This is a genomic window from Romboutsia sp. (assembly GCF_056995035.1).
Genome location: NZ_JBXKIW010000040.1, coordinates 18,470 through 40,192, shown reverse-complemented (window position 1 = coordinate 40,192; position 21,723 = coordinate 18,470). Strand labels below are relative to the sequence as shown.

Annotated in this window: 17 protein-coding genes, 1 pseudogene and 1 riboswitch; of the genes and pseudogenes, 5 read left to right on the top strand and 13 right to left on the bottom strand. The window is 28.9% G+C overall.

Features of this window, described 5'->3' with window-relative positions:
• The 7 genes and pseudogenes from AC11VW_RS04505 to cooS form a co-directional block, all read right to left on the bottom strand.
• A partial coding sequence (locus AC11VW_RS04505) for an ABC transporter ATP-binding protein (protein WP_484300199.1) occupies positions 1 to 481 on the bottom strand: 481 nt, incomplete at its 3' end.
• 225 nt (positions 482 to 706) lie between these two features.
• Positions 707 to 805, bottom strand: a riboswitch (TPP riboswitch).
• 78 nt (positions 806 to 883) lie between these two features.
• Positions 884 to 2,749 carry a sensor histidine kinase gene (locus AC11VW_RS04500; RefSeq protein ID WP_484300198.1) on the bottom strand — a complete coding sequence of 622 codons (1,866 nt, stop codon included), beginning with the start codon at positions 2,747 to 2,749 and terminating at the stop codon, positions 884 to 886.
• Positions 2,750 to 3,136: 387 nt separating this feature from the next.
• The gene (locus tag AC11VW_RS04495) at positions 3,137 to 3,574 is read right to left on the bottom strand and encodes an MgtC/SapB family protein (protein WP_484300201.1); all 438 of its coding nucleotides are present in this window, start codon (positions 3,572 to 3,574) and stop codon (positions 3,137 to 3,139) included.
• A gap of 409 nt (positions 3,575 to 3,983) precedes the next feature.
• Positions 3,984 to 4,055 (bottom strand): annotated as a pseudogene (locus AC11VW_RS04490) (hypothetical protein); the annotation flags it as partial.
• 47 nt (positions 4,056 to 4,102) lie between these two features.
• A complete protein-coding gene (locus AC11VW_RS04485; RefSeq protein WP_484300197.1) occupies positions 4,103 to 5,545 on the bottom strand; it encodes a sporulation peptidase YabG in 1,443 nt (480 codons plus the stop codon).
• 248 nt (positions 5,546 to 5,793) lie between these two features.
• Positions 5,794 to 6,579, bottom strand: a complete 786-nt coding sequence (locus tag AC11VW_RS04480) for an ATP-binding protein (protein ID WP_484300196.1) — start codon at positions 6,577 to 6,579, stop codon at positions 5,794 to 5,796.
• 26 nt (positions 6,580 to 6,605) lie between these two features.
• Positions 6,606 to 8,522, bottom strand: a complete 1,917-nt coding sequence (gene cooS, locus AC11VW_RS04475; protein WP_484300195.1) for an anaerobic carbon-monoxide dehydrogenase catalytic subunit — start codon at positions 8,520 to 8,522, stop codon at positions 6,606 to 6,608.
• 221 nt (positions 8,523 to 8,743) lie between these two features.
• Here cooS and AC11VW_RS04470 point away from each other — a divergent pair, with 221 nt between their 5' ends.
• Complete coding sequence (locus AC11VW_RS04470) at positions 8,744 to 9,658, top strand: LysR family transcriptional regulator (RefSeq protein WP_484300194.1); 915 nt, start codon at positions 8,744 to 8,746, stop codon at positions 9,656 to 9,658.
• Between the two features lie 196 nt (positions 9,659 to 9,854).
• On the opposite strand, the gene AC11VW_RS04465 is transcribed toward AC11VW_RS04470, so the two are convergent.
• A complete protein-coding gene (locus tag AC11VW_RS04465; RefSeq protein WP_484300193.1) occupies positions 9,855 to 10,118 on the bottom strand; it encodes a hypothetical protein in 264 nt (87 codons plus the stop codon).
• 25 nt (positions 10,119 to 10,143) lie between these two features.
• Positions 10,144 to 10,449: a DUF4178 domain-containing protein gene (locus tag AC11VW_RS04460; RefSeq protein WP_484300192.1), complete on the bottom strand. Its 306-nt coding sequence runs from the start codon at positions 10,447 to 10,449 to the stop codon at positions 10,144 to 10,146.
• A 337-nt stretch (positions 10,450 to 10,786) separates the two neighbouring features.
• Between AC11VW_RS04460 and AC11VW_RS04455 the strand changes: the two genes are divergently transcribed.
• From AC11VW_RS04455 to AC11VW_RS04445, 3 genes are all read left to right on the top strand, one after another.
• Complete coding sequence (locus AC11VW_RS04455; RefSeq protein WP_484300191.1) at positions 10,787 to 11,353, top strand: DUF6143 family protein; 567 nt, start codon at positions 10,787 to 10,789, stop codon at positions 11,351 to 11,353.
• Between the two features lie 471 nt (positions 11,354 to 11,824).
• Positions 11,825 to 13,555, top strand: a complete 1,731-nt coding sequence (locus tag AC11VW_RS04450; protein WP_484300190.1) for a DUF7948 domain-containing protein — start codon at positions 11,825 to 11,827, stop codon at positions 13,553 to 13,555.
• A gap of 229 nt (positions 13,556 to 13,784) precedes the next feature.
• Positions 13,785 to 16,088 (top strand): DUF7948 domain-containing protein, encoded by a 2,304-nt coding sequence (locus AC11VW_RS04445; protein WP_484300189.1) that lies wholly within the window; start codon positions 13,785 to 13,787, stop codon positions 16,086 to 16,088.
• 169 nt (positions 16,089 to 16,257) lie between these two features.
• On the opposite strand, the gene AC11VW_RS04440 is transcribed toward AC11VW_RS04445, so the two are convergent.
• The 4 genes from AC11VW_RS04440 to AC11VW_RS04425 form a co-directional block, all read right to left on the bottom strand.
• Entirely contained in the window at positions 16,258 to 16,392 is a 135-nt protein-coding gene (locus AC11VW_RS04440; protein WP_484300188.1) for a hypothetical protein, read from the bottom strand.
• Positions 16,393 to 16,869: 477 nt separating this feature from the next.
• Entirely contained in the window at positions 16,870 to 18,345 is a 1,476-nt protein-coding gene (locus AC11VW_RS04435) for a protein adenylyltransferase SelO (protein ID WP_484300187.1), read from the bottom strand.
• A 199-nt stretch (positions 18,346 to 18,544) separates the two neighbouring features.
• Positions 18,545 to 19,699: a DUF116 domain-containing protein gene (locus AC11VW_RS04430; protein WP_484300186.1), complete on the bottom strand. Its 1,155-nt coding sequence runs from the start codon at positions 19,697 to 19,699 to the stop codon at positions 18,545 to 18,547.
• A 364-nt stretch (positions 19,700 to 20,063) separates the two neighbouring features.
• A complete protein-coding gene (locus tag AC11VW_RS04425; RefSeq protein WP_484300185.1) occupies positions 20,064 to 20,405 on the bottom strand; it encodes a rhodanese-like domain-containing protein in 342 nt (113 codons plus the stop codon).
• A 502-nt stretch (positions 20,406 to 20,907) separates the two neighbouring features.
• Here AC11VW_RS04425 and AC11VW_RS04420 point away from each other — a divergent pair.
• Positions 20,908 to 21,630, top strand: coding sequence for a hypothetical protein (locus tag AC11VW_RS04420; protein WP_484300184.1), 723 nt, complete (start codon positions 20,908 to 20,910; stop codon positions 21,628 to 21,630).
• Positions 21,631 to 21,723: the final 93 nt, after the last annotated feature.

The following is a 21,723-nucleotide window of genomic DNA, read 5'->3' as shown; positions in this document are numbered from 1 at the left end:
CTAAAGAAGAAAATGGCTCATCTAATAAAATTATTGAAGGATTATTTACTATAGCCCTTAAAAAGGAAGCTCTTTGTCTCATACCACCTGATAGTTCATGAGGGTAAAGCTTTTCAGTACCTTTAAGTCCAAAGTCTTCAAAGTATGTAGCTGCCATTTTCCTAGCTTCTTTCTTACTATAACCATTTAATTCAAGTCCCACTGTTGTATTATCAAGGATATTTCTCCAAGGCATTAATGAATCATTTTGGGGCATATATCCTATAATGTTTTTATTATCTTCTTTTGATATGTTTACACTACCACTTTGTGGTTCTAGTAAGCCTAAAATCAACCTAAAAAGAGTACTTTTCCCTGTGCCACTGGGGGCAATAATTGTAATAAATTCATTTTTATCTATGCTAAAGGATAAATTATCAATTATAAGTTTCTCTGAATCCTTATATCTAAATAATAAATTATTAATTTCTAATGCTTTCATCTAAATAAACCAACTTTCTTTTTTTATATCACCCATCCCAAAAACATATATTCATATTTTGAGGAAAGGATGCTCTAGGTATTCTTCCCAAATAAGTTTAGCTTTTAATAATAACCTTTGTGAAAATTGCATAAAAAAACTCCTTTCAAACAGTATTTGACATACCATTAAAAGGAGTTTATAATCCAATAATTATAAATCTATATAAGCTTTAGATTTAACTTTTGTATTATACTATAACTTCCCTTCGCTGGCATTATCCAGTGCAGGTTCAAAGGGTCTGAAAAATTCATCTCAGCCATGATGGCTCCCCTAGTACACATTTAAATTTTATACTTTAAACAGAACAATGTCAACGTATATAGAACTATGTATGAAGCAAAATTAACTTAAGATGAACTATTATTGATATATATCTGAAAACTCAATGTGAATTTTTTCTATATTAGTTTGTTCTGTAAAATCATTTACTATATGTATATCATCTTCTTCAGTAATAGTTTTAACAGGTAATTTAATAATAAACTCTGTTCCTTTTCCATATTCACTTTTAACTGAAATTTTACCACCATGCATTTCAATTAAAGATTTAATAAGAGATAAACCTATTCCGCTTCCCTCATGTCTTCTATGTAACAAATCATCAACTTGCCTAAATCTTTCAAAAATCATTTCTTGTTTTTCTTTTGGAATGCCTATACCTGTATCTTCTACAGAAATTATAATATTATCTAATCCATCATAAATTTTAACTTCTATTATATCATTAGGTTTTGTAAATTTAACAGCATTAGAAATAAGATTTAGAATAATTCTCTCCATTTGCTCTGGATCAAAAGCCATAATTTTTTCTTCTACATTGGTATCAAATATAATTGTTCTTGACTTACTTTCTGCATATTCAACAGTAGATAACGTTATATTCTCAATGATTTCTACAATATTTTTATTTTGCAAATTCAGTTCTACAAATCCAGAATCTATTTTAGTGATGTCAATTAAGTTATTAACTAATCTTAATAGTCTATAACAATTTTGTTTCATTATATTTATGTGTTTATTAATTTTTGTAGACTCAATATTTTCATTATCATTTTTAATATATAAAGGTAATAATTGTGTTGTAGAAAAAATTATATTTAGTGGTGTTTTTAACTCATGAGATATATTAGAGAAAAATTCAGTCTTTAGCCTATCATATTCAATTGTTTCTTCTAATAATCTTTTATTTTCTTTTATCAATTTATTAAAACTTTTTGCAAGTATACCTATTTCGTCATTGCTATGTACCTCGCATTGAACTGATAGATCCCCTTTAGTCGCTATTTCCATATGTTTTTTTAGGTTATCAATAGGTTTAACTAAGTTATCCGTAATATAATTTAATAATATTAGAATTAAAACTAGAATAAAAATTCCCATTAACAACATATAATCTCTTAATATTAATACACTCTTAGTTTCTTCATTGTAATCAGCACTCATTCCGATAGCCCATCCTGTTGATTTTATAGGCATATAAGAAGTTATTTTTTTTATACCATTATGTTCATAATATTTTATTCCTACTTCACTATTCATCATTTTTTTACCCAGATCAACGGTATCTTTATTTTCATCATTTAATATATTATATTTATAGATAAAATTCTTATTTGGATGGGCCATCATTAAACCATCCTTGTTAATCATATATGCATAACCACCAGTTCCTAGTTTTTCATCTTTAATTATATCTGTAATAACAGATAAATTTACATCTACCCCAACCAAACCTATAATGTTTCCATTATCATCTTTAATAGGTGCTGCAACAACAATAATATAGTTTCCAGTAGCTTTTGATATTACAGGTTTTGAAATAGTTGTATTTCCACTACTCATAACTTCATGGAAATAGTCTCTATCTGCAATAGTATCTTTATCCCCATCAGTAGATACATAATCACCTCTTGTATCACTAATAAATAAACACTCATATTCTTTATTATATAATTCTTTATTATTAGAAATATATTCTTTAAATGCTTCATAGTTCATATCTTTTGTTGTATCCATTGAAGCAAGCATATTCACTGCTGACTTCCATTTTTCTAGATTATAGTCAACATGAAGAGCTAGCTTTTCAGCCTTATTTTGAGCTAACAGTTCAACATAATCAATTATTATATGTCTAGATTTATTATATACGGAAAAAGATAGTATCAAAGTACCTACTATAGATAATAAAAATACAGGTATCATTATTTTTTTCTTTAAGCTTATCATGTATTTGTTCCCTTCCTTAACATATAAAGTATAATATTTATATGTTTTCATAGATATATAAATTAGACATAAAGAGATAAAATCCTCTTTTGATATACAAAAAATAAGGTTTTGGTGTAAAATTCTACTATATAACATTATATTGAACTACTCCACAGTTTTTTATGTGATATTCATTTTTTAATATTTGTTTTGTCTCCTACTGAACGAAACATCCCCCTTAGATTTTATATTATTTTTAGATAATTATTAAAGCCTCCTCATATTTGAGAAGGCTTTTGTAATTTAACTAGTTTATAACAGATCTTATTTTATAAGCATATATTTAATTTCTTAATATAATAATATATCATTCTCTATATGCTAATAGTTAATTCAAAAATCATACTATTCTTCTTTTGGACGCACTTTTTTAATAAGTCGTGACGCTAATATATTTAACTCTACTATTATAGTAGTAATTATAGCTAACCCATAGTAACCTAATCCGATTGCTATCCCTATCCCAGCAAGACTAAACAGTGTTGCCCCAGTTGTTAATCCAACAACTTCTTGATCATTTGTATCGTCATCTGTTGGTTTTGTGAAAATCACTCCCCCACACAAAAATCCTATAGCGGTAATTATATTTGCTATAAGACGCGATGAATCTGATCCAGGTAAGCAATTTGCAGATATAATAGTCAACAAACAAACTCCAGTTATAAGATTAGATGTCGTCCCAACTCCTATTGGGCTGCCTTTCCTGGAACTTCTTTCTAGACCAACCAAAAATCCTATAAAAGATGCAAGAACTAATTTCAGTAAATGTTCAAGTAATAACACTATCAAATCACCCTCCTTCCTGTTTTAAAATATGAAATCAATTCCGATTGTCGATTTTTTAGTTACTATATAATAACTTATTTTAATTAGCTTACCACTCTCTTTCCTGTTGTAGTACTACCGGCAATACTAAAGTTTGATTTATTTCTCGTATCCAAAACCTTGTACTTAGTATCTAAAATTAAAATATTATTATATAAAATATCTTGCCTTAATTTAAAAGCTCGCTGTGAAAAACTATAATTTATATATAAATTAGATAAATCTAAATTACTTTAGTACTTTCTACACCCCTAAAATATGGATTTAATTGCCAATACATTTAATTATATCACAAAAGCCCTCATATATTGAGGGCTTTATAGTCTGATTTTATCTTTCTAATTTAGCTAATTATATACACATTTAATTAACTTACTGCACTTTTATATGGATTAGCTCCTACTATGCTACTAGCACCACTTCCACCTATTCCCTCACGCCTAGCTTCTAGCTACTTTTATTTTTTCATATCTTTAGTTTTTTATATTATTTAGTAAAGCACTTAACAATTCCTTTTGCTATAGCTCTTGCTATCTTTTGCTGGCTATATTCATCACTTAAAATACTATTTTCATGGATATTAGATAAAAATCCCATCCCTATTAAAACTATAGGAACCTTTGACAAATTAAATGCCTGTAAATTATTTTTATCCATTAGCCCCCTATTTGTAATACCAATTTCACTACAATACTCTTTTATTATTGTCTCACCATAAAGCTTACTTTGTTTATATAATTTATTTCTATTATATTGACTATTACAAGGGACTAATACGAATGCTCCATTAGTATTCTTATCAGAATCTCTATTACAATGTAATTTTATTACTAAATCAGCATTTGCTTCATTTCCAACCTTAGCTATTTCAGTACTACTTAAATATTCATTAGGTTTCGATTTAGTCATTATAACCTCAAAACTGTTATTTTCTAATTGCTCTTTTAATTTAATACTAATATTAAAGTTAATATCGTATTCTTCATTTTTAGCACTTCTCGTATCTACATTTGATTTTTTTACATTTCCAATAGATGAATGTCCTGAATCTATGACTATACGCATTTGTGAATCAACTGTATCAGATTTTGAACTTACTAAAGTAGGAAAAGTTGCTAATTTTAGTGTTCCTTCAGTTTGAATTCCACCTATCCCGTCAAATTTTGAATGTGTATTTTCTATACATTCTATAAGATTTATAGATTGTAAAATTGGAGTTAATGCTATTTGACAAGCAATAATCGCCGGATCAAGTTCAGCTATTTCTATTCTTTTTGGTGAAGATGCAAAGTTGGAACCAACTGAAATTAAACCTTCAAAAAAAGAAGAACATGCACCAGCAAATATTATTAATGAGTCTATATCTTGCTCAAATGTCCTAGCTTTAACTACTGCCTGAGCAAAGTATTTAGAATTTGCATAAGAGTTTACATCATTTGGATCTTTTGAAATTTCATATCTATCATGTCCAGTAATAACTAATATATCTGGATCGTGTGTTTTTAATAGTTCTATTACTTTCATAGGCATTTCTTTAGAATCCATTGTATATCCAATTGCAGGTATATTATATTGGTTGTATAGTTTTAAGCAATTATCTAAATAATTTTTGTCAGTATCTAAGTGAAGTATCTTTCCTGGTAAATTAAATGTTTTTCTATCGTTTGTATTATTTTTACTATCCTCAGCAGTTCTTTCTAAAAATCTAATATTACTACATATAAAATCAACATATTCAGTTCTTTCTTTTAATTTCATATCTATTATATCTTGTTCTGCTTTTTCTATTTCTTTTTCAGTTACTACAATGATGGATCTATTTGTCTTCCCTTTTAAATGAACATATCCATTAAATATATTTATAATTTCCCATAATTCATTATTTTCATCACCCTTAATAAGTACAATATCTGAAATATTAAATTCCATACTATCCCCCCTTATTTCTAATTTATATGAATATATAATATTGGTATTATATGTTATGATTCAATTAAATGTATTCATTCCATTACAAATAGTTTCATCAATATATTAGTTAGACAGTAAAAAAACCGTATCCTTTACTTTTGATACGATTTTTTTAGTGCATATAAAAAACACTCATATTCATTGAATATAAGTGTTTTAATTATTCAAAATGCAGATTTAATTGATGATTCTTTGATAGTTGCAAATTATTTATTTAAATTTTGTAATAACATTAATCTATCTTTTATCACTTTTACCTGTTCTCTTGTATGTTTACTTATGTCATATGGGGATTTATTACATCTATCTGAGTCTATTACATCTTGATTATAATAAATAAATCCTAGGACATCTCCATCCTCTAAATTATTATTTATAAAATTTTCATCTTCTCTGTTTCTAATTTTATTCGCCACAACAAAAACTTTTTTTATTCCTATATCATTTCCTAATTGTTTAATTTTTCTATAGGTCTGCAAACTTCTTTCTCCTGGTTCTACTACTACTATAAAAGCATCAACACCTTCAGCTGTTCCTCTACCTAAGTGTTCTATTCCTGCTTCCATATCCATAATAACCACATCTTTATTTTGTAATATTAAATGAGAACATAGTCTCTTTAGTAATACATGTTCAGGACATACGCATCCTGAACCTCCATAATCTACACTTCCCAAAGTAAGTAATTTTACTCCATTATATTCCTTACAATATTTATAAGGTATATCATCTACTTTAGGATTTAATTTAAACATTTTATTAAATGTTCCAGCTTCAGCTGATGTTCTATCAGATATAATATCCTTCATTTGCGATATAGGTATTATTGATTCATATATTTCTTTGGTAAACCCTAGAGCTGATGCCAAATTTGCATCAGGGTCTGCATCTACAGCAACTACTCTATATCCATCTTGTACAAACATTCTTGATAATATTGAGGAAAAAGTTGTTTTACCTACTCCACCTTTACCTGTTATTGCTATTTTCATACTTTCCCTCCTTTGTTATATACAATTTATCCTTCAATTTTTGAATTCATTTTTTCATATAAAGCCTCAAAATGAATACGTTTCTTTTCTATGTCAGCTATTATTGTAGCTGCTAACTCTTTAGGGTTTTCATTAACAGTAAATGTTGCACCTACTTGTTCTTGTAAACCTTCAGTTAGTATTTGTACTGCTTTTGATGAACCTCCTACAGGAGGCATAATTCCTAAGTAAGTATCTACTCCTGAAGCTACCATGTATGTTCCTATAGCCACAGCTTTTTCAGACATCCATTCTGGTGCTACACCAACTACTGGAAGATCACTTATATCCATATCTACAAAATTAGCTACAGCTGAAGCTACTTCTAGTATACGGCTACAATCAACACAAGATCCCATATGTAATACAGGAGGTATGTCAACTAATTCACAAACTGCAGCAAGACCTTTCCCAGCAAGTGTTTTAGCTGCTTCTTTTTCCATCAATCCAAATTTAGCTGCTGCTGAAGCACCACATCCAGTGGTAACTACAAGAATGTCATTTTTGATTAATTCTTTCATTATTGTTGTATGAGCTAAATTTGAAACTCCCCTTGCATTGTTACATCCAACTACCCCAGCTATACCTCTAATTGCTCCAGATTTTATACAATCTACTAAAGGCTTCACTGTTCCTGTTTCATCTATTTGAGTATTTACAACCTTATCAAGTTGTTTTATTATTGCATTTGTACTATATCCAACTGTTGCTTTTGATTTTAACTGCGGTATAAGAACTTTTGACTTGTCCCTGTTCTTAAAGTTTAATATAGCTTCTCTAACAATTTGTAAAGCGTCTTGATATGCATTTTCTTCCTTAAATTCCATGTAAATTGAGTCTGTAATTTTTGCCTTTTTAGATGTTGTTATAAACTTAGTATGATAACACTTAGAAACTCTTGCTAATGATGGGAATATACATTGAACGTCTACTATCATGGCCTCTACTGCACCAGTTATGATAGCAAGTTCTTGTTGATGGAAGTCTCCAGCTATTTTTATACCATGTCTCATTGTTATTTCATTACCTGTACAACACATACCAGATATATTTATTCCCTCAGACCCCACTTCTTTAGCTAGAGATACTAATTTTGGATCTTCTGCTGCTAAAACTATCATTTCTGATAATGAAGGTTCATGCCCATGTAATATTATGTTTACTTTATTTTCTTCTAGTACCCCTAAATTAGCCTCAGTTTCTTGTGGTGTTGGTGTTCCAAACATTATATCACTAAATTGTGTTCCTATCATTGAACCTTGCCATCCATCTGCCATTGATGTTCTTAGTGATAGATTAATCAAACTATCTATATCAGCAGAACATCCTATATGAGTAGAATGCATTACTGTAGCTATCTCTCTATCTATTGCTCTTGGTTCTATATCATTTTTTCTCCATACTTCTTGTCTTTTAGCTGGTGCATTTTTCAAAAATATTGACACTCCACGAGGCTTTCCAAATTCCATTAATGCTACCTCTGCAGCTTCATGAGCTATGTCATAAATATCTTTATTTTCTGTTTCTATTGCCCAATCCTTTGCTAAGGCTATTAATTTTTCTTCTTCTCTTATTTTGTAATTTCCATCTCTACTAGTTAACGCCATAGTATGTGCTATGTCTCTAGCATGGTCTGAATGGGCTGCAGTTCCTCCAGCGCACATCCTTGCAAAATTCCTACCTACTATCACATGTTCATCTGCTCCACATAAACCTCTTGGTGTTTTTGGAGTTATTCTACAAGGCCCCATTGCACATATTCTGCAACAATTTCCTTGAAGCCCAAATCCACACTGAGCTTTAGCGGAGGTTTTTCTGTCATACATGGTTTCTACTCCATCTCTTTCTGCTTTTTCTAATAAAATCTGGCTATTTAAGTCAATAGTCATTAGCTTTTTATCCATACCTCAATCCCCCTTGATTTTCACTTCTATTTTCACTTTCAATTCTAGCAGATGTATATTCTTTTAAATAACAATACTTTGTTGTATGTTTAACAACTTCTAGTAATTATGCAAGTTTCGTAGTTATATAGCATGCATAGTAGTTTAGTGATATAATTTTATTAGGAAAAAATTTACAGTATTTTAGATTTAAATATATATTTAATAAAAAGGTGATCTAGATGGATATTAAAACTTTAAAATATTTTTTGGAAATATGTAGGTATGGTAGTTTTTCAAAGGCTGCTAAAAATCTTTATATATCTCAACAAGGGTTAAGTAAATCAATAAGCACTTTAGAGAAAGAAATTGATGTACCACTATTTTATAGAAATTCTAATGGAAGTGAACTTACAAAATACGGTGAGTATCTAAAAGACAAGGCTATTTCTATAGTATATCAATTTGATATTCTTACTGAAGGTATAAAAGAGATTGCTACTAGGGGAGAAGATTTTTTGAAAATTGGTGTTTCATATGGAGTTTTAAATTCATTGTCAGTGAATATATTTGATGAATTTAAAGATATGTATCCAAATATAGATTTAAATATAGAAGAGTATACTGACTTTGAATGTGAGGACGCTATTTTTAATAAAAAGGTAGATTTAGGATTTTCTATTTCATCTCTCGATAATAGCAAATTTGACTATAAATCAATAAAAAGTGAAAATTTATATGCCCTTATAAGTAAAGCTCATCCTCTATCTAATAAAGATGAAATAGAATTTAAAGATTTAAAGGATGAAAAAATAATAATTAGTAGCAAGTATTCTAAGGTTTATCACAATTTTCTAATAAAATGTTTAGAAAATGGTTTTGATCCTAATATCGTTATGGAAACAAAAGAAATGATACTTATTCATGATTTAAGCAAGCGTAATGAAGGTATAGGGGTAAGCATAGATTTCGCTCATACTCCTAATTGTAAAATAAACTATATACCATTTAAAGACTCTTCTTTTTTATGGGATATATGTATGATTACAAAAAAGGATAGTGATATAAGTGATAATTTGAAATTATTTATGGATTACATCTCTTGTAGATTTAATACTCAAAATAATAAGTCAGAAAGTGAATTATTGTCTATATAGTTATTTAAATATACCAGATGAATATTACCTTAAATATAAAAGAAGATAAAAACTATCCAAAAGGTAGTTTTTATCTCCACACATTCACAGCCTCTAAATAATACTTTAATAGCTGTGGCTTTACTAATGTATTTGTAATTATATCGTCCTTATTAACCATTTCATCCTTACTAAATTTAAGTAACCTATCTATGGTTTAACTATCTAAAAACTTAGTCTCTATATCTAATTTAATACCTTTAGTATCTATGGGGGCTTTAGTTACTAGCTGAAATCCCCAATCCCCAAAAATTGGTACTTCCACATGATAAGGAATCACACTAAAACCTTCTTTTTCTATCGTCTTATTTATGCACCAATATGCTTGTTTTGAATAATATGGACTGGTTGATTGAACTGACATAGCCCCTGTAGTAGCTAAATTGTTACCACATACTCTATAAAATATATTTGTATACAACTTGTTTAAATTTTCATCGTTAGGATCAGGTAAGTCTACTATAATCTACTACCTTTGCTGATGTACTATCTACTTTTTTATATCCATGGAATTTAATATTATCTTCTGAAAATTCTTCACTATATAATTCTTCACTGTATATAGCATACTCATTATTTAATACATCAACACTCAACCATCTAACCTTAAATTCTTCATTAGATTTTAGCTTATATTCAGTCCATCTTGTATCATCACAATCCATAAACACTATAAAACCATCTACAACAAATTTAACTCCATTAATTTTAATATTACTTCCTACATCTAATGATAGATTACCATTAATCATGCTGTCTCACCTGCCTTTTTATTATTTATTACTGTTGTAAATTTCTACTAAAATTATATCATAAATTGAATTTATTACCATTTTATTTTTCTATTCATACGTTGCACGCTACCTTGTAAAAGCTAAAACTTGTACTTATTTATTTCAATATTAATTTAAAAAGTAAAAAATTGCATTTACTTATGGTACGGTTCATTTCTATTTATTCTAAACAGATAATAAATTTTGTAAATTGTAAACGAAAAACATAAATATTTGTAACACATTTTACATATTAGGAATATTCTATAATAGGAAAAGAAACTTTCCCTAAAATTTATCTATATAGGTGATTATAGTGACAAATACTGATAAAAAAGTGGATAAGACTGTATCCATTCCGTATGCTTTATATCAATCAGAAGAAGGAAATTATTTTATTGGTCAAACACCAATATTAACTGGAGAAGGTGGACGTGCGTTAGCAGCATTGGTAAATCCTCGTAATTCAGGCGTTAATATTTATGTAAATGCTATAACTGTAACAAATCTTTCAGAACTTAGTGTGTCAGCTGAAATTTATCTTAAATATAAAGTAAAAGGAGGATTAGTAAGTGATTTAGTTAGCAGTGCTAACTTAGCTTTTAAGTGTGAGAATCCTCAAGGACAAATTCGATATTTAAATACAGTTACTGAAGCTCCTAGCACAAGTATACCTATATTTACTAGGATAGTTTCTCCATCTTCAACTTTAGTAATTGATGGTAGTCAAATTATCATTCCACCTGGAGAATCTCTTGTTGTTTATCTTGGAGGAATCCTACCTATTGAACCAGATAGTACAAAAGTTGCTTTTGGTTGGTGGGAAGAAAAGATATATAATTGTTGTAAATGTTGTTATTATAGAAAACATTGCAGAACTTAGTATGTCAGGTGAATTTTATCTTAAATATAAAATATTTAATTATTAGCCTTCAATGATTACATTAAGAACGGAAGCTAAGTGTATTATTATAAAAATAACTTATGTTTTTATAGCATGAGTTATTTTTTTTATATAGAAGTCCTCTTATATAAGTTAAAAAAGATATTACCATAGTGTTATGATAATATCTTTTCATGGATTTCAATGTTGGAGACGAATCACAAGAATAATATCCACTATCTTTTATTTAGTATATTTTCACTTAATTAACTAGTAAATATATTTTACCATAGATATATAAAAAGAATTTGCTTGTAACAATCCCTATATAGAATCTTTTAGCCAAATAGATCTACCTGAAGAAGCTTTGTGTTATACATTCATTAATTCATAAAAAAGGTTCACTTTATTAATACATATTTAATATTTTAATATTAAATAACAAAAAAATTATCATAATGAGATACAAAAATGAATTATAAACTTGAAAATAATTTAATGAAAAATCCTTCATACATTTTTGAAAAAAATTTAGGTCAACAATATAGTAGTGCTAAATTTATACTAAAAACAGAGGTCTTTACACTATTTTTTCTACAGGATAGGATAACTATTGGTGTTATGCAACCTTTACCAGAAGATGAAGCTAAAAAGCAAAGAGATCTTTTTAAGAGTCCAGAAAAAAAAATATTAGAGAAATTACCTAAAAGAAAAACTTATTTTATAAATATATTATTTGAAAATTGTAATAGTAATGCAAATATAGTTGGAGAAGATGAACTACAATCGAAATTCAATTCTTTTGGACAAAACCTTCCTAAAGAAGGAGTTACAAATATAAACACTTATTCTAAGATAAGATATAACAATATTTATCCTAATATAGATTTGGTTTTCTACTCTAATGGAAATTTATTAGAACACGACTTCATAGTTAAACCTAATGCTAATCCAAAACATATTAAATTATTATTTGAAGGTCATGATGAACTTACATTAGATGAAGAAGGAAATGCTATAATATCTATAAAATCTTCACAAATAAAATTATTAAGACCGAATTCTTATCAAATTATTAATGAAATTAAAAGTGAAGTTACATCTAAATTTATTGTAAGTGAAAATTCTTTAAGCATAGAAGCAAAAAACTATGATATAAAAAAAGAATTAATAATTGACCCTGTTTTATTTTATTCAACTTATTTAGGTGGTAATGGTGAAACTGAGGGATCTGGTATTGCTGTTGATACTCTTGGAAGCGCTTATGTAACTGGCTTTACTACTTCTAGTAATTTTCCAACAACTAATCCTATCATTGGTATGCCTTATGATAGCACTTATGCTGTATTTGTAATTAAGTTCGATACCAATGGTGATTTAATATATTCTACCTATATTCATGGTGATAGCGATGATTTTGCTTATGCAATAGCATTAGATAACTCTAATAATGCTTATATTACTGGAGTTACTTATTCATCAAATTATCCAAGCACTAAAACTCTTGCTGATGATCCGGATGACTCTGGTGCAGTATTTGTTACTAAACTTAACTCAAATGGAGACTCAATAGTATATTCTGCATATATTAATGGTGATAGTGCTGAGGAGGCTCTTGGAATAGCAGTAGATAACTCTAATAATTCTTATATTACTGGCTACACTGTTTCATCAAATTATCCAATTACTAATAGTTTTGGTGTAGCTTATAATATCACTTTTGCAGTGTTTATTACTAAACTTAACTCAAATGGAGACTCAATAGTATATTCTGCTTATATAAATGGTGATGACGATGATACTGGTTATGGAATAGCAGTAGATAACTCTAATAATTTTTATGTTACTGGAGTTACCTTATCATCAGATTTTCCTACAAAACACCCATACGATTCAGATCTTAGTGGAGATTCTAATGCCTTCGTATTAAAATTTATAACTACTGAAGATTTGTTGGGATCTATTTATGACGAAATAACTAATCAAGATTATGGTCTTCAAGAAATTAAAGCAGAGGTTAGTACTATCGAGAATACAGTTCTTGACCCTAATTACGGTCTTCAACCAATAAATAAAACAGTATTGGAGATTAATTATAGATTAAAAAGACTAGATGGAGAAGTTGATGATCTTGAGCAAAAGATATATAGCCTTAATGCGAAATTAAATTGTATTTTAGAATTACTAAAATCAAATCTGTAAATGCAATTGTAGATAATCAAATTTTTATAAGGACTATGACTATTAAGTTATAGTCCTTTCTCATATTTAAAATTCTATATCTATCAAGCTTAGCGCTTTCAATTGCCTTTTTAAAATCATTTTCTACAGGCTCATGAATATAAACTAATTTACAAAAAAGGTTCACTTTATTACTCTATATTTAATATTTTAATATTAAACAACAAAATTATCATAAGGAGATACAAAAATGAATTATAAACTTGAAAATAATTTAATGAAAAACTCTTCATACATCTTTGAAAAAAATTCAGGTCAACAATATAGCGATGCTAAATTTATACTAAAAAAAGGAAATCTTACACTATTTTTTCTACAGGATAGGATAACTATTGGTGTTATGGAACCTCTACTGGAAGATGAAGCTAAAAAGCAAAGAGATCTTTTTAAGAGTCCAGAAAAAAAAATAGTAGAGAAATTACCTAAAAGAAAAACTTATTTCATAAATATATTATTTAAAAATTGTAATAGTAATGTAAATATAGTTGGAGAAGATGAACTACAATCAAAATTCAATTATTTTGGACAAAACCTTCCTAAAGAAGGAGTTACAAATATAAACACTTATTCTAAGATAAGATATAACAATATTTATCCTAATATAGATTTGGTTTTCTACTCTAATGGAAATTTATTAGAATACGACTTCATAGTTAAACCTAACGCTAATCCAAAACATATTAAATTATTATTCGAAGGTCATGATGAACTTAAACTAGATGAAGAAGGAAATGCTATAATATCTGTAAAAACTTCACAAATAAAATTATTAAAACCGAATTCTTATCAAATTATTAATGAAATTAAAAGTCAAGTAATATCTAAATTTATTGTAAACGAAGATTCTTTAAGTATAGAAGCAAAAAACTATGATATAAAAAAAGAATTAATAATTGACCCTGTTTTATTTTATTCAACTTATCTAGGTGGTAATAATACAACTGAGGGACTTGGTATTGCTGTAGATACTCTTGGAAGCGCTTATGTAACTGGTCTTACTAATTCTAGTAATTTTCTACCAACTAATCCTATCATTGGTATACCTTATGATGGCACTTATGCTGTATTTGTAACTAAATTCGATACTAATGGTAATTTAATATATTCCACATATATTAATGGTGATGGCGATGATGTTGCTTATGGGATAGCAGTAGATAGCTCTAATAATGCTTATATTACTGGTTACACTAATTCATCAAATTATCCAACTACTAATAGTTTGGGTGTCGGTTGGAATGGCTCTGATGCAGTCTTTGTTACTAAACTTAACCCAATCGGAAACGCAATAGTATATTCTGCATATATAAATGGTTTTGCTGAGGATGTTGCTTATGGAATAGCAGTAGATAACTCTAATAATGCTTATATCAGTGGTTTCACTAGTTCATCAAATTATCCAACTACTAATAGTTTGGGGGTACCTTATAATAGCACTTACGCTGCCTTTGCTACTAAACTTAACCCAAACGGAAACACAATATTATATTCTATCTATATAAATGGTTCTTCTAACGATAAAGCTTTGGGAATAACAGTAGATAACTCTAATAATGCTTATATTACTGGCTACACTGATTCAATAGATTATCCAACTACTACTAATTTTGGTACTGCTTATAATGGTTCTACTGCTGTTTTTGCTACTAAACTTAACCCAAGCGGAGTGATGGTATATTCTGCATATCTAAATGGTACTTCTGAGGATGTTGCTTTTGGAATAGCAGTAGATAACTCTAATAATGCTTATATTGCTGGCTATACTCGTTCATCAAATTTAACTTATCCAACCACTAATAGTTTTGGTATACCTTCTAACGGTACTTTTGCTGCATTTGTTACTAAACTTAACCCAAGCGGAAGCTCAATAGTATATTCTGCATATATAAATGGTTCTGATCAAGATTATGCTTATGGAATAGCAATAGATAACTTTAATAATGCTTATATTACTGGCTTCACTTCTTCATCAGATTTTCCGAAAACTAATGGTTTTGGTGTTGATTTTAATGGTTCTGGTGCAGCTTTTGTTACTCAACTTAACTCAAACGGAAGCAATATAGTATATTCTGCATATATAAATGGTTCTTCTGAGGATTATGGTAATGGAGTAGCAGTAGATAACTCTAATAATTTTTATGTTACTGGCTTCACTGCTTCATCAGATTTTCCTACAAAGCGCCCATATGATTCAGATCTCAGTGGAGATTCTAATGCCTTCGTATTAAAATTTATAACTACTGAAGATTTGTTGGGAGCTATTTATGATGAAATAACTAATCAAGATTATGGTCTTCAAGAAATTAAAGCTGAAGTTAGTACTATTGAGGATACAGTTCTTGACCCTAATTACGGTCTTCAAGAAATAAACAACACAGTACTGAATATTAATTCTAAATTAAAAAAACTAGATAAAAAAGTTGATGATCTTGAGCAAAAGATCTGTTACATTGATACAAAATTAAATTGTATTTTAAAATCATTAAAATATTGATGTAATACTCATCTGGTTGCTTTAATTAATAATCTTTATAAACTTAACCTGAATTATTCATAATAAAAGTCCACGATAAATTCCTATCGTGGATTTTGTTATAGATGCCATTCCGAAAATCATGTACATTTTCATATGTATAAATTCATATGTATAAAAGTCAACACTCTTATTTTCTCCTTTTTTGATTTCCTCTTATACCTTCAATGGCTTTAACAGCCCCTACATACCTATTATCAATACTTCCATGTCTCATTATAAATTCAACCAAACTTCTTATAGCTATTTTTACTTCTTTTTTCATGTTAATTTCGTGGCACCTCTTACTAGTAAATATATTTAAATCAATTTTTACATAGAGTCTATGAAAATAATCCTATTGGTTTACCTCATAGATTTTGTGATACTTTGTTTATTGGTAGTGATGGTTCTATATTGTATTTTTAGGTATGTGTATAGCTACACTATATATAGTAGTTTTTAGGTTTTAAATTACTTAATTATAAAAGATACATTCCCTATAACTATACATAAGATGCCACTTAATAATTATCCTATTCCAGAAGCCTTTCCAAGTATTAATAAATTAAAAATATTTTTTATTTTTTGAGTTTTTACTACGAATGCATCATCCATTTTCATTGTATGTATACCCCATAGTACTAGAAATAATCCAAATAGTATATGAACTAGAAAAAGGGCTATTAATTATGCCCTTTTTCATATAACAGTTATTTTTAATTTTCACTTGACATCAGTTAGCTGGTCTAATGCTTCTATATTAAGTACCGCAAAAAGTTCTGTAAGGACAGCTTGATGGCGCAGGCAGCGTGGAGTACTCATCCTGTTCAGTAGAGTGCGCGTAGGGATTTGAAAGAACATTAAGAAGTAGATGCATCACACTATAGTCTCCTTGTTTCACTGCGGCTTCTAGTGCTTCTTCTACCCTGTGGTTTCGAGGGATTATCGCAGGATTGGAGTTTCTCATCAACTCATGTGATTCGACTTTTGATTCCTTCTGTCTGTCTAATCTCGCCTTCCACAACTCATACCACTGAGCAAATTCCGTAGTGCCAAACAGGACCGTATCCTCCATCTTATTAAAAGTTAATGCACGGAAGATATTCGTATAGTCTGCACTATACTTTTGCATCATAAAGAAAAGATCTTCAATAAGGGATTCATCCTGTGATTCTTCGTTAAATATTCCAAGTTTTGATCTCATTCCTGCAAGCCAATTACGTTGATACAGCTCAGCAAAATCTGAAAGTGCATCCTGAGCCAGTTTGATAGCCTGTTCCTGGTTGTCATGCAATAGTGGCAATAGAGTTTCAGCAAATCTCGCTAGATTCCACTCTGCAATATTTGGCTGATTTTCATAGGCATAGCGGCCATGAACGTCAATGGAACTGAATACCGTTGCTGGGTCATAGGCATCCATGAATGCACAAGGACCATAGTCAATGGTTTCTCCACTAATGGTCATATTGTCTGTGTTCATTACCCCATGGATAAATCCAACCAATTGCCATTTTGCAATCAACACGGCCTGACGCTTAATCACTTCCTGAAGTAGCGAAAGATATCTATTTTCATCATCCTTAACGTTTGGAAAATGTCTTTGCAATGTGTAATCAGCCAAGGCTTTAAGCTCCTCAACAGTACCCCATTTTGCAACATATTGAAAAGTGCCGATGCGTAGATGACTGGCAGCCACACGGGTTAAAATTGCACCAGGTTGTTTGGTTTCACGCATTATTGGCTCACCTGTTGTCACCACTGCTAGGCTACGGGTAGTAGGAATACCAAGTGCATGCATTGCTTCACTAATGATGTATTCGCGCAGCATTGGTCCAAGTGCTGCTCGGCCATCGCCTCTGCGGGAATATGGTGTTATGCCTGAACCCTTAAGTTGAATATCAAATCGTTCACCTAAAGGCGTTATCTGCTCGCCAATCAGTATAGCTCGACCGTCTCCTAACATGTTAAAATGCCCGAATTGATGCGCCGCATAAGCTTGAGCAAGGGGTAAAGCACCTTTAGGAATCTGATTTCCAGCAAATACCGCTACGCTATCATCGCTTTCCAGTGACTGAATGTTGAACCCCAGAGATGTTGCCAACGGATAATTGAGAATAATCAACTTCGGTGAACATACAGGGGTTGGGTTTAGGATGGTAAAAAATGATTTAGGCAAATGGGCATAACTGTTGTCTAAGTTCCATCCTGTTTCTATCATTCCTTTTCTCTCTGTCATTTTAGCTCCTTTTCTTCTATTTTTTTTGTTTCCTAGCTCTTTTTCTTCTTTTATATAAAACAAAATTCATAGATATTCTATGATATTTTTAGTATCTGTTTCTACCAATTTATTATACATTTGCATAAATTTTTTGACAAAGAAAAGGAGCTAATCTCTATTTTGAGACAGCCCTTCTTTGTTTATTTATAGAATTTATTTAAATTTTTATTTTGTTTACTCCAATAGTGTATAATACTATATCAACGTTAATATCAGTAACAATACCATTTTTATGCCAATGATTTTTACATCCACAATAATCCAATAGTACACATTGTGGAATAAACCCTAAATCTTTAGCTTTATATCCTCCAGAAATCAGATTGAGAACACATGCTACTCCAATTATTCCTATATATCCTGTTTGCGGTTTTTCTTTTGTAAATACAGATGATTCATGAGGAATAGTATAAACTTTAAAATTATATTTTTCCCCTAATTTTGTATATTGGTTCACTTTACATAATTTTGTACAATTTGTACATAAATATCCTTCTTTTGTTCTAATAGCTTTACAGTTATCATTAGCATTTAATCTTATACAAGCAGGTAAAAGTAGTCTTTTTTCTTTTGTTTTAAGAAAATCTTCTCTGTAAGCTCTATTCATTATTTCAGCACCAACCATATTTAAATGGTATTCTACTCTTTTACGTCCACAATATATATAATCTTCTCTATATTTATATTCCTTATACGTTGTGTTATGAAACTTATTAACATTTTCAGTGTAATGTCCTAGTTTTTCTTCACTTTTTATTTCAAACCATTGTGCTAAATTCACTGATGCTGATATTATATTGTTAATTTCTTTTTCAGATTTATTAGATAAATAATTTCCCCATATTTTTAGTCTTTCAACTTCTTGCTTGAATTCTCCTGTAGCCGATAACCAATGAATTAGTTTTATTAAACTATCTAATGTAAAATCTATGTTCTTATTGTCTTCTCTATCTAAAAATAGCGTTCCTAAAATTCCTCTAAAAAAATCTGCTGTTTTCTTTATACTATTTTTTTCTCTTAACTTAGATAGTTTTATAAGTATAATCTTTGGTATTTTCTTTAATATAATTGCTTTATCTATATAATTTCTCCATAGTACTCCTAAAATCAGTAATTCAAGTGAATATTCTATGTTGCTTCTTAAATCTTCTATATTATTTTTAATTATAAAATCTTGAAAATCTTTTACCCATATATCAGTAGAATCATCTATTTTATCTATTACTTCATCAGTGAAAATTGATACTTGTTCATAATATTTATCCGACTTCTCATCATATTTGCATAATGAATATGTTATTATATCTCTCATTATCTCCTACCTTTACAATAAATAATTTTTATAAAACTTAATGTTTATATTATATTAATATATCTAAATTATAACTTATATGATGTAATCCTAGCATATAACTTTATAAATATAAATGGCCATAGTTCTAGCCTTTTTATTTTGCTAACATATTGATAAAATAAAAGTAGAAGACCTTTCTTGTCCTTATTTTCTAAATTTTTATATTATAATAAAACTTTTTATGCCTATTATTAGTCTAAAATATCCTATCGTATCTCAATTTCATATTGAAGAATGAAATCCTTTAAACTTACCAAAACATATTACTGAGTAAACAAAAGCCTTCTATACTACATAAAATATAGATAGAAGGCTTTTATATTTATTTAAGCTTACCTTTATAGCTAGAAACTCCACCACTTAAATTATAGATATTATTAAATCCATTTTTAGATAGAGCCGTGGCTGCACTAGCACTTCTTGCACCTGATGCACAATATACTATTATTTCATCATCTTTATAAGAATCTAATGTATCTACTTTTGAGCTTAATTCTTGTACCGGAATATTTTTAGATTTTGGAATATGTCCACTTCTAAACTCTCCTATAGTTCTTACATCTAGTATTAATACATCTTTATTTTGTTTAACTATTTTTTGTAATTCTTCTCCATTTATATTGGTATATTTCTTATTCTCAAATAAGCCTGATAAAAATCCCATTAATTTTTCCTCCACATATTCATTATAAAAATAAGCCTATTGGTTTATCTCTAGACTTATTTTATTTAATCCTCTAAATCTTTAAATTTAAGAACACTGTACTTAATTAGATATTATCATTTTATCAAGCTTCTTTCTGTGACTTTATCACATAAAGGAACATAAAATCTAAAAAAAACATAAACTGTATAAAATAATAATGGAGGAGTAAAAGTAAAAAGTTTCAAATTTTTTCATAGTAAAATTCCAATGATAGATGATTTTTTGATAGCGAGTTAGTTAGTAGCGGTGGCAAATTAAAATTAATCATTTCACCATCTACTCAAGTAGAATTGTAAAATGGTCAAACCTTTACTAAAATCCCTAAAAATCGAAATCTAATAGTTGTATATGGAACTAGAAAAAATAATATTCCAGCTCAAACCGTACCATATAAAGTTATCGTTATATGGTAAATGTTTTAAAGTTGTAAAAACTTAATATACAAGGAGTTGAAAATAATATGACAGATAATACTAAAAAAACAATTATAGATATCAATTCAGGTAATATAACAGGTGAGCATTCAACAGATAAAGCAATACTCGTAGGAGTCTATCCATACAAAGATATCTCATATGCAGATAATATAGAACTTGTGCTAAACCCAGAAAATGAAGAATCTATCTCTATAAATTTTCCATATAGTGGATATAACTTGCAGCTTTTTGTGGCCGATTTTACTGGAGATAATAAATCCGAAATTATGGTGAGAGGTGGATTTGGTGGCTCTGGTGGATTTGAAATTGCAGTTATTTACAAATATGAGGATAAAAAGTTAATAGAAATATTTAATCAAGATCAAGTTAATCAAAATAATGCTTGTACAGCTAAATACAAAGATAATTATAAAGTACATGTAAATTGCGATGAAAAAAAATATTCTATAGATATCTCTTCACGACCAAAAGAATATTTAGAACAAATATATACACCTACAGGAACTGTTAAGCCTGATTATGAACCATATATAGATTCTCCAAATACAATTTATCCAATAAAACAAGTTTACAATGATGCATACCAACTTCTTATACAACAAAGAATTGTAGGCATAGTAAATGCTGATACTTTAGGAGTAATTGAAACCCTAGCAAGTTTAATAAATTCTGAATTTGAAGTTATTTATAAAGGATTATTATTACCTTCATATAATTTTGACAGTAGAAAAATTTCTAAAAAGTGATTAATCTTTCACTTTTGTAATATTTAATAGCTTTTTTGTCAATCCAGTTTTTTGGACATAACTTTAATATTCATTAATGACACCTCAGACCGA

Coding starts and splice junctions, on each gene's coding strand:
- AC11VW_RS04485 (WP_484300197.1), bottom strand. CDS start 5,545: ATGGAATTTAATATTTCAGATATTGTACTTATTAAGGGTGATGAAAAT.
- AC11VW_RS04470 (WP_484300194.1), top strand. CDS start 8,744: ATGGATATTAAAACTTTAAAATATTTTTTGGAAATATGTAGGTATGGT.
- AC11VW_RS04440 (WP_484300188.1), bottom strand. CDS start 16,392: ATGAAAAAAGAAGTAAAAATAGCTATAAGAAGTTTGGTTGAATTTATA.
- AC11VW_RS04450 (WP_484300190.1), top strand. CDS start 11,825: ATGAATTATAAACTTGAAAATAATTTAATGAAAAATCCTTCATACATT.
- AC11VW_RS04430 (WP_484300186.1), bottom strand. CDS start 19,699: ATGAGAGATATAATAACATATTCATTATGCAAATATGATGAGAAGTCG.
- AC11VW_RS04500 (WP_484300198.1), bottom strand. CDS start 2,749: ATGATAAGCTTAAAGAAAAAAATAATGATACCTGTATTTTTATTATCT.
- AC11VW_RS04435 (WP_484300187.1), bottom strand. CDS start 18,345: ATGACAGAGAGAAAAGGAATGATAGAAACAGGATGGAACTTAGACAAC.
- AC11VW_RS04420 (WP_484300184.1), top strand. CDS start 20,908: ATGACAGATAATACTAAAAAAACAATTATAGATATCAATTCAGGTAAT.
- AC11VW_RS04425 (WP_484300185.1), bottom strand. CDS start 20,405: ATGGGATTTTTATCAGGCTTATTTGAGAATAAGAAATATACCAATATA.
- AC11VW_RS04480 (WP_484300196.1), bottom strand. CDS start 6,579: ATGAAAATAGCAATAACAGGTAAAGGTGGAGTAGGTAAAACAACTTTT.
- AC11VW_RS04460 (WP_484300192.1), bottom strand. CDS start 10,449: ATGATTAATGGTAATCTATCATTAGATGTAGGAAGTAATATTAAAATT.
- AC11VW_RS04445 (WP_484300189.1), top strand. CDS start 13,785: ATGAATTATAAACTTGAAAATAATTTAATGAAAAACTCTTCATACATC.
- cooS (WP_484300195.1), bottom strand. CDS start 8,522: ATGGATAAAAAGCTAATGACTATTGACTTAAATAGCCAGATTTTATTA.